Source organism: Streptomyces sp. C, assembly GCF_000158895.1.
Taxonomy (GTDB): Bacteria; Actinomycetota; Actinomycetes; order Streptomycetales; family Streptomycetaceae; genus Streptomyces; species Streptomyces racemochromogenes.
In genome coordinates, this window is the sequence record NZ_GG657750.1 from 1,129,572 (window position 1) to 1,139,344 (window position 9,773).

Consider the following 9,773-nt stretch of genomic DNA (forward strand, 5'->3'; position numbering starts at 1 on the left):
AGGCCGCCCAGCTGGCCGCGCGCGGTGAGCAGCACCCTGCCCCGCCCGCCGCACGGGAGCAGCGGCCGTACGGCGCGTTCGTCGGGCACGTCGTCCAGGACCACCAGCACGCGGTGCTCCGCCAGCCACTCGCGCCACGCCTCGGGCCCGGACGGGCCGGGCCGGCCGGCCCGTTCACCGAGTTCCGCGAGGACGGCGGAGAGCGGGCGGGCGCGGCCGTCCGCGTCACGCAGGCCGACGCAGATCCGGCCGTCGGGGAACCGGTCTCCGAGCAGGTGGGCGGCACGCACGGCGAGGGTGGTCTTCCCGGAGCCGGCGGGTCCCGAGAGCAGGGCGACGCGGCCGGCGTCCTCGTCCTCCAGGAGGCCGGTGAGCCGGCTCAGTTCCCCGCCGTGCCCGGTGAAGTCGGCGAGGTCGGGCGGCAGGGCGGCGGGCGGGCGGACGGGCCGCGGCCGGGGGGCCGCGTCCGTCCCGGTCCGGTCGTCGCCGGCGAGGAGCGTTCGGTAGCGGGCCGCCATGGCGCCGCCCGGCTCCAGGCCCAGTTCCCGGGCCAGGAGCTGGCGGTAGTCGTCGTACGCGGCGAGCGCCTCGGCCTGCCGGCCGGAGCCGCTCAGCGCGCACATCCAGGCGGACCGGAGCCGCTCCCGGAGCGGGTGCCGCTCCACCAGTTCGCGCAGCGCCTCGGCCACCGCGGGTGCGCCGCCCAGTTCGAGTTCCGCCTCCGCCCAGCCCTCGTAGGCCGTCAGGCGGCGCAGTTCCAGCCGTTCGGCCTCCTCGGCGAGCCGGGGGGACTGCCGCAGGTCACCCCCCAGCGGCGGCCCCTGCCACAGGTCGAGGGCCTGGCGCAGCAGCCGGGCGGCCGGGCGGGCCCGCTCCCCCTCGGCGGACCGCACCAGGGCGCGGAACCGCAGGAGGTCGAGCTCGTCCTCCGCGACGCGCAGCACGTATCCCGCTCCCGTGTGGGTGAGCCGCGGCCGGTCCGGGTCGTCGTCGCCGAGCAGGGCGCGCAGGGCGCTCACGTACACCTGGAGGTTCTTGCGGGCAGTGCGCGGGGGCTCCTCCTGCCAGACCGCGTCGGTCAACGCGTCGACGGACACGGGGCTGTTGGCCGCGCCGAGCAGGGTCGCCAGGACGACCCGCTGCTTCAGCGGGCCGAGCGGCAGCGCCCGGTCGTCCCGGTGGACCGTGAGCGGGCCGAGGACGGAGAACCTCAGCGTGCCGGACGACGCTGCGGGCTGGGCGGACGGACGCGGCATCGGGCGAACCTCCGTGGGTGACGGGAGTCGGTCGGTCCGTTCGATGATCCGCGGTCCGTGCCCGTCACACATCGGTACCGGGCCCGCACAGTCGTGCCGCCCGTACCCCCGTCATGGGGGACCGGGCCCCCATATAGCCGGCGGCGGCCCCCATCCCGGCGGCGGCCGCACCCGGCCCGGGGGATCAGGCGGCTACGGGGTGTCCGCGGCTAGGGGGTGTCCGCGGACTCCGCCGACAGGGCGCACAGGGCCGAGCGGTCCGGGGAGCCGGTCTTGGCCATCAGGCTCGCCATGTGCTTCTCGACCGTGCGGGGCGAGATGCACAGGCTCTGCGCGATCTGCTGGTTGCCGGGGCGCTGCGCGAGCAGGACGAACACCTCGTACTCGCGCGGGGTGACGCCGGCGGTGCGCAGGCCGGCGGGGATCCGCTCGCGGCCGCCGCGGCGCTGCGGGACGCTGACCCCCGCCTGGCGCATGAGGGCCCGGCAGGCTCCGGCCACCGGCGGTACGCCCGCGTCGTGGAAGTACTCCTCGGCGGTCCGCAGCCAGGCGACCGGTTCGCCCCAGGAGTCGGCGAGCGCCGCCTCGGCGGTGAGCCGCAGGGCGAGGTGCCACGCCTGCGGGAACACGGCCGCCGCGCGGCCGGCCCGTTCCACGGCGCGCCGCGCGCCGTCGGGGTCGCCGTCGCGGCCGCGCAGGACCGCGTCCGCCAGGTCGAGGAACATCCGGTTCCAGGCGAGCTGGCCGCCGGGGGAGGCCAGCGCCTCCCGTGCGCCCCGCGGCCGGTGGTCCTCGCCGTCGAGGACCCGCAGCAGGGGGCCGAGCCCCGTAGCGGCCGCTGAGGTAGAAGAAGCTCGGGTGCTCCCGCTCCCAGGCCAGCGCGGCCTCGATCTCGGCCTTTCGCCCGGTCCCGGTCCTCCCCCATGAGCGCGCCCACGGCCTGGCACAGTCCGCGCTGGAGGGGCACGAGCATGGACTCCTCGCCGCCCGCCCGACGGAACCGGAGCAGGGCCTTGTCCTGGTCGCGGGCGCGTCCCTGGTGGGCGGCGAGCGTGGCGTCGACGAGGAGCAGGTAGCGGTGCGTCGAGAGGTTCTGGAGGCGGGCGCTGGCCTCCACCGACCGTTCGGTGATCTCCCGGGCCCGGTCCCATCGGCCGCCCAGCACGCTCTGCATGGCGAGGAACCCGTCGACCGCCTGGAGCAGGGCCAGCGACCCGAGTTCACGGGCCGCCGCGCGGGCGGTCTCCAGGCGGGTCGCCTCACCGGTCCGCATGAACGCGTTGGTGCCGAGCCGCACGAGGGCCTCGGCCCGGTACACGGCGAGCCGGTGTTCCTCGGCCACGGCCAGCATCCGTTCCAGGCAGGCGTCGGCCTCGTCGAAGCCGCGCTGCCGGGACAGCATGGCCAGCAACTGCCAGGCCTGGCAGGCCACCACGGGCCGGCCGCGCTGCTCGGCGGTGAGCGCGGCGCACCGGGCGGAACGTTCCGCCTCTTCGAGTCGCTCGCGGCCGTCCTTGCCGCTCGGGCCGTCCCGCTCCGGCAGCAGCGCGAGGTGGCCCTCGACCACGGCGAGCGCCGCCTCCTGCTCCGGGCGGGGGCCGGCCCCGAGCAGGGCGCGGGCCGCCCGGATCCGCCGGCGCGCCTCCTCCTTCTGCTCCGCCATGGTCGCGACCCACGCGACCTGCGTGTGCGCCTGGGCCCGTAACTCCGCGGCGAGCGACCCGGCGGGCACCGGCGGGAGGTCGTCGAGCAGCGCGGCCGCCTCGTCGAGCCGCCCGGACTCGGCCTGCGCGATGGCCAGCTGCACGGTGACCTCGTGCCGCTCCTCGTCGGACGCCAGTCCCCGGGCGCGCTCCAGCAGCACGGCGGCCGAGCCCGACGCGCCGGCGTCCAGCATCTGCCGGCCGACCTGGGCGAACTGCCGGGACGCGGCCACCCTGTCGCCCGCCGCCAGTCGCAGCGTCCCCACCAACTGACGCTGGTCGCCTGCCAGTTCACCGGCGGAGTCCTCGATGGCCGAGGCCGCCCGGCGGGCCAGCGCGGCCTGCTCGGCGGGCGGCAGCGAGGCCCTGAGCGCGTCCGCCGTCAGGGCGTGGCGGAAGGCGTAGTGGTCGTGGGCGGCCCCGTCCGGGGCGATGATGCCGACCTCGGAGGCCGACCGGAGGTGGGCGAACAGGGCCCGGTCGTCGAGTCCGGTCACCGCCCGGAGGGCTCCGACGGAGAACCGGCCGCCGAGCGTCGCCGCGACGAGCAGCAGTTCGCGCACCGGTTCGTCGAGCCGGTCCAGTCGGCGCGCCCAGCTGCGGACCGCGCCCGCGGGCACCGTCGCCCCGCCCTCCTCCGCGAACCGCCACCCGCCGTCGGCCCGGCCGAGCCGGCCCGTGTCCAGCAGGTCGGCCAGCAGCACCTCCACCAGGTACGGGTTCCCGCCGGCCCACTGCGCGAGGTGCCGGTGGGCGGCCGGGGGGACCTCACCCGGCTCGGCGTCCAGGCACGCGGCCGCCATGTCCCGTACGGCGGCCCCGTCCAGCGGCCCCAGCTCGCGCAGGGTGACGGTGTTGCGCAGCTCGGCGGCGAGGGCGAGGTCCAGCGCGGGGCCGGGGTCGGGGCGGAGGGTGGCGACCAGGAGGACGGGCAGCTCCGCCACGTTGTCGACGAGGTACTCGACGACCGCGATCGTCTCGGTGTCGGAGTCGTGCAGGTCCTCCAGGAGGATCACGCAGCCCCGCTCGCGGCCGAGCACCGCCAGCAGCCTGAGCAGCGCCTCGGCCAGTTCGACCAGTGATATCGCGTACCCGGGCGCCGCCGCGGCGGACCGCCACTCCGGTACGAGGCCGGCCAGCGCGGGCCGGTACGGCTGGAGTTCCGGGTCGTCCGGGGCGCCCGCGGCCCGGAACCGCGAGGACAGCGCCTCGGCCAGCGGCCGGAACGGCACGACGAGGCCGGTGGAGGTGGCGCGGCCGCGCAGCACCGGCATGTCCCGGTCGTACGCGCGCAGGGCGGACCCGCCAGCCGGGACTTGCCGATCCCGGCCTCGCCGACGAGGAACACGGCCCGCCCGGCACCTCTCCCGACGCTCTCCAGGGCCTCGTCCAGCACCCGTGTCTCGGCGTCCCCGCCCCACGATGACCGACGACGTCGCTCGCATGGGCGCAGGCTACTTGACCTTGTTCGGGCACGGCAAAGGGCCGGGGGAACCCGGCCCTGCAACCGTCCGGTCACCTCGTCGTCCCGGGCACGCCGCCGGGGCGGCGTGCCCGTCGCCCCGTCAGAACAGCGTGAGGGAGCCGGTGGTCCAGGGCACGTCGACCGAGAAGGCGGCGGCGTCGGAGTCCGCCGACCGGAGCAGCCGGCTGCGCAGGCCCAGCGTCCCGCCCGTCCCGAACACGACCTCGCCGACCGGGTTGTCCTGGGCCGCGGTCTCGGTGCCGGCGCTGCCGTCGACGTACCTCACCGAGTCGTTGATCTGCATGGTCATCGTCCGTCCTTCGGGTCCGCGGGAGTGGTGGTCGTGCCGGTCCGTGCGGTGGTGCGGTGTGTCCGGTGGTGCGGTAGTGCGGTCGTGGTGGCCGGTGGGGGTCAGGCCGGGCCGGACGTGTGCAGGAGCAGCAGGGAGGGCACGCGGTCCGGGAACCCCGCCCGGAGGAGTCCGTGCCCGATCCCGGCCAGCCCGGTCAGCAGGCCGGGGTGCGCGACCCCGCCGGGGGCGCCGCTGCGGGCACCGGTCTCCTCGGCGGAGCCCAGCAGCGCTCCGGCCCGGCGGATCCAGTGCGGGCGCGCCTCCGGGACCGCGCCGTGGCCCAGGAGTTCGCACACTCCGGCCTCGCCGTGGCAGAGGCTGTCGTCGGCGGCCGGACGGTCCCGGCCCAGCGCTTCGACGGTCCTGCGGGACCAGGCCGCGAGGTGCGGGTCGTCCAGGGCGCCCGGCGCGTCCAGCACCGCGAGCGCGATGCCGGCGCGTCCCCGGCACCAGGCCGGGTCCCGGGCCTCGCGGCCCCCCGCCCCCGCCGCCGGGCCGCCGTCCGGTCCCGGGTCCCCGGCGACGGCCGCCCGCAGCGCGGACAGCCCCGCGACCCGGTACCGCCCGCCGCCGCCCTCGGCGCGGGCGCCGGCTCCGGCTCCGGCTTCGGCGCTGGCTCCGGCTTCCGCTCCGGCTCCGGTTCCGGTTCCGGCTTCGGCTTCGGCTTCGGCTTCGGCTTCGGCGAACCGCAGCAGGGCCCAACCCAGCCCGGCGGCCCCCGTCGTGAAGCCCCGCCCCCCGGCCGTGGGCGTCGCCCCGGTCAGCCGGTCCGCGCAGGCCCGCGCGTCCCGCCAGACCTCCTGCGCCGCCTGACCGGCGCCGCGCCCGGCCCGGTGGGCGGCCAGCAGGGCGACGAGCCCGCCCGCGACCCCCGCGCCCACCCCGTACTCCTCCTCGGACCGGGCCGCCGCGCCCGCCAGCCGCAACGCGGCGGACGCCCACGAGCCGACCTCGGGATCGTCCAGCAGCCGTGCCGTCTCGGCCAGCGCGTACGCGATGCCGCCGAGGCCGGAGAAGGCCCCCGAGCCCACCGCCCCGAGGTCCTCGGGGCGGTGGCGCAGGGCGTCGAGCAGCCCGGGCACCGGCGCCAGGGCGGTACGGGCCGCCTCCGCGTAGTGCCCGGCCCCGGTGAGCGCCGCGAGCTGCGCCAGGAACAGGGCCGGCCCGGTGTACCCGCCGGCCAGGTCGGCCGGCATGGGGCCGATCCGCCAGTAGCGGTCGTCCAGGAGCTCCAGGCCGATCCAGTTGCTGCGCGGGCCCGCGCGGTAGGCGAGGGAGACCAGCCGGTCCCCGACGGACCGGGCCGCCGACAGCAGGCGCTCCGGCTCCGGGGCGCGTTCCGCCGTCCGGGTGCGCCGGTCCCGGGCGGGCCGGTGCGCGGGGGCGCGGGAGGCCGTCGCCATCGCGGCCCGCACGATCCACTCCTGGTCCTGCCGGTCGACGGTGTCCAGGGCGGCGAGCCGCGCGGCGACCCGGGCGGTCCCGGGCCGGTCCGTGCGGCCGCCCAACGGCCGCTCCCCCGTGCCCCAGAGCCCGTCGCGGCCAGGGCGGGCGGTGAACAGCGGTACGTCCCCCGCCCAGAGCTGGGCGATCTCCTCGTCCACCAGGTCGGGCGCGAGGGCCCTCCCGAGCGCGTCGGTGCGCAGGGTCTCCAGGACCCGCTGCCGCTCGTCCGCGTCCTTCAGCAGAGCGGGGTGCGTGGACTCGTCGAGCAGGGTGCTGTACACCCAGGTGGGACGTACCAGCACCCGCACCTCGTCCTCGGCGAACGCCTTCAACAGGGCGGTCTCCCGCAGCAGTTCCTCTTTGGTCGCGGCGACCGCCGTGTACCCGGCGCGGAATCCGGCGCAGAGCGCCTCGACGTGGGCCGCCGGCTCGACGGGCCCGCCGTCCGCGAGGCGCGGCCGGTTGGCGGACTCGCCGAACCTCCCGGCCCTGCGCACCAGGCGCATCCGGTCGGTGCCGGCGTCGGCCCAGTCCGCCCGGACGACGGGCGACACCGCTGCGCGGCCGCCGCCGACCGCGGACACGTCCAGGGCGCTGTGGTCGCCCACCAGCAGCTGGGGCAGCAGCCCGACGCGGTACACCGAGTCGTGGAGCGCGCGGGCGGCGGGGTCCTCCGTGGCGGTGCCCGCGAGCGGCGGGTGGAACAGGGTCTCCACGTCGACCAGGACCGGGTGGGCGCCGACGGCGATCAGGTTCTCGTGGTGCAGGTCGGTCCCGTCGACCAGGTGCAGCAGCGCCAGCAGTGCGCCCTGGCGGCGGTAGAACGCCTCGACCTCCCGGGCGCCGGCGCAGGGCCGCGCGGCGACGAACTCCACCCACCCGTAGTCGCCGCGGTCCAGCAGCCGCAGCGTGCGCAGGTCCACGGAACCGGGCAGCCGGCCGAACCAGGCGACGAGGTCGTTGAAGTGGCGGTGCACGGCAAGCGGCCCGCGGCTTGTACACCAGCCGGGTCCTCGTCGGCGAAGCGCAGCAGCATCACGCTCCGCCCGCCCCGGTGCCCGTCGCCCGCGCCGGGCTCGATGCCGACGAGCGGTCCCGGGTCTCCGCCGGAACCCGCCAGCAGCCGCGGTCAGGGAAGCGTGGTCGTCGCAGCCGTTTCAGCGCCTCCGCGACGGCGTCCGCCGCGTCGAGCGCCGCCCGCCCCAGGATCCGCGGCAGCACCGGCCGGCCGGCCAGCAGGGCCGTCAGACCGCGCCGGGACGCGGTACGCCCCAGGAAGTCCCGGAAGCGGGCCCGCGCGTCCTCCCCCGCGAGCCGCCCGGCGCTGCGGGCCTCGTACAGCTCGAGCACGAGCGTCCGCGCCGCGGCCCGTGCCAGCCGGCCGCCGAGGTGGCGCTCCAGGTCCTCGCGTACGGCGGCCATGTCCACGAGCCCGCGCACCCGCTCCGGCAGGCGCCGCTCCAGCCGCTCCCCGGCGCGGGCGGTGAACGGCCGCAGCACCCACTCGAAGCCGCTCAGCCCCGGGTGGTCCCCCTCGGGCGCCACGGCCTCTTTTTTTGGTGGCGGCCGTCGCCCCTTCGGCGAACGCGGCCCAGTCCGGCCGTCCTCCACCGCCGTCACCGCCGTCACCGCCGACGAGCCCGGCCTCCCACCACCGCCCGACCGCCGACAGCGAGCCCCCGTACCGCCCCTGTCCAGCCACCATCGCCCCTCCTCGACCCCGCCCCGCCGCACCGCTCCGCGCCACGCACGATCCTGGTACGCGGGTGCCCCCGCCACATGGGGGTGGGTCCCCCATGTTTTCCACCCCGCCGCGAGCCGGACTCCGGCGGGCCGCGAGCGTCCCGTGCCGCGCCGGGGGGTTCCCGTCCGATACCGGTCGCATGCCGCCGCCGAACCGTTTCCATACCCGCCGCTCCTAGCGTCCGGTACGAACCGCCCCGCCGCCCCCGACCACCCCTGCGAGGAGACCCCGTGCTCGAAGGCTTCGGCGAAGCGCTCGCGGACCGGGAGTACTACCTGCCGCTGACCCGCGTGGCCGACCCTGGGCCGCGCTTCGCCCCCGCGGAGGTACCGCCGGGCCTGCACGGCCGCGACCAGGGCATCTGGACGGCATGGGGCGTTCCGCGGACCGGGCTCACCGGCCAGGGCTGGAAGATCCACGTGTCGGCGCGGCTGGACCGCGCGCAGCACGTGCTCGACACGGTCGCCGGGATCTGCTTCTCCGAAGGCGTGCCGTTCAAGCACCTCAGCGCCCGGCTCTTCTTCCTGTTCCTCCATCACAAGCACGCCGGGCGGGCGCAGTCGGGCAAGTTCTGCGCCGTCTACCCGCCGGACACGCCGACCGCCCGCCGGCTGCTGGAGCGGCTGCGCGACGCGCTCGACGGGGAGGAGGGGCCGTACGTCCTCACCGACCGGCGCTTCCGCGACTCGCGCACGGTCCACTACCGCTACGGCTCCTTCGGCGCCCGCAGCCGGCTGCGGGCCGACGGCACCCGGGAGGCACTGGTCCGCGACGGCTCCGGCCGCGAGGTGGCGGACCTGCGGCTGCCCGCCTTCCACCTGCCCGCGGGGATCACGGACCCCTTCGCCGAGGAGGAGGAGCGGCCGCACGCGGGCCCGATCCTGATCCGCGACTACGAGGTGACCGGCGCGGTGCGCCTGGGCAACGCCGGCGGCGCCTACCTGGCCCGGGACCGGCGGACCGGCCGGACCGTCTTCGTGAAGGAGGCCCGCGCCCACAACGGCCTGGTCTTCGACGGGACCGACGCGCAGGCGCGGCTGCGGCACGAGTACCGCGTGCTGCGCGCACTGCACGCGGCCGCCCCCGGGGTGGGTCCGGAGCCGCTGGAGCACTTCACGGAGTGGGAGCACGACTTCCTCGTCACCGAGTACGTCGCGGGGCAGCCGCTGGTGGCCTGGCTGAGCCGGTCCTCCCCGCTGGCCCGCGCCGACCGCACGGCCGGTTCCGTCGCCGCCTACTACGAGGAGTGCCGGCGCCTGCTGGCCGGGCTGGACGGCGCGCTGGAGCGGCTGCACCGCGCCGGCTACCGCTTCGGCGACCTCAGCCTCGGCAACGTCCTGGTCACTCCGACGGGCGGGGTCCGGCTGGTGGACTTCGAGGCGGCCTCGGCGCTGTCCGGGCCGCCCTCCCCGATGGGCACCCCGGGGTTCACGCCGCCGCCCGGCCTGGTCCGCGGCGACCCCGATCCGCTGCTGCGGGACCGGTACGGCACGGCGGCGGTCGCGCTGGCCTTCCTCGCACCCTTCAACGAGACCGCCGAACACGCGCCCGCCAACCTGGAGCTGCTGCGCCGCGACCTGGCGGACGCGGCTCCGCCGCCGGACCTGTGGCGGCGGGCGACCGCCTTCCACCTGCCGCAGGAGCCGGCGCGGGACCGGGCCCTGGACGCGCCCGGCCGGCCGCCTTCCCCCGCCGAGGTGGACGCCGATCCGCGGGGGCTGCCTCACCCGGCTGGCCGAGGAGGTCGCGGCGGGGCTGCTGGAGACCGCCGACGCCGGACGGCCGGACTGGGCATTCCCGCCCCCGC

At 77.5% G+C, this 9,773-nt stretch carries 2 protein-coding genes and 3 pseudogenes; 1 reads left to right on the top strand and 4 read right to left on the bottom strand.

The window, feature by feature from the left end; all coding sequences use genetic code 11:
* From SSNG_RS04975 to SSNG_RS39140, 4 genes and pseudogenes are all read right to left on the bottom strand, one after another.
* The coding region (locus SSNG_RS04975) for a BTAD domain-containing putative transcriptional regulator (protein ID WP_042802967.1) at positions 1-1,256 on the bottom strand (1,256 nt) is incomplete at its 3' end.
* A gap of 209 nt (positions 1,257-1,465) precedes the next feature.
* Positions 1,466-4,404, bottom strand: a pseudogene (locus SSNG_RS04980) (AAA family ATPase).
* A gap of 120 nt (positions 4,405-4,524) precedes the next feature.
* Positions 4,525-4,734 carry a hypothetical protein gene (locus SSNG_RS04985; protein WP_007262709.1) on the bottom strand — a complete coding sequence of 70 codons (210 nt, stop codon included), beginning with the start codon at positions 4,732-4,734 and terminating at the stop codon, positions 4,525-4,527.
* Between the two features lie 101 nt (positions 4,735-4,835).
* A pseudogene (locus tag SSNG_RS39140) lies at positions 4,836-7,927 on the bottom strand (type 2 lanthipeptide synthetase LanM family protein).
* Positions 7,928-8,196: 269 nt separating this feature from the next.
* Here SSNG_RS39140 and SSNG_RS05000 point away from each other — a divergent pair.
* A pseudogene (locus SSNG_RS05000) lies at positions 8,197-9,773 on the top strand (hypothetical protein); the annotation flags it as partial.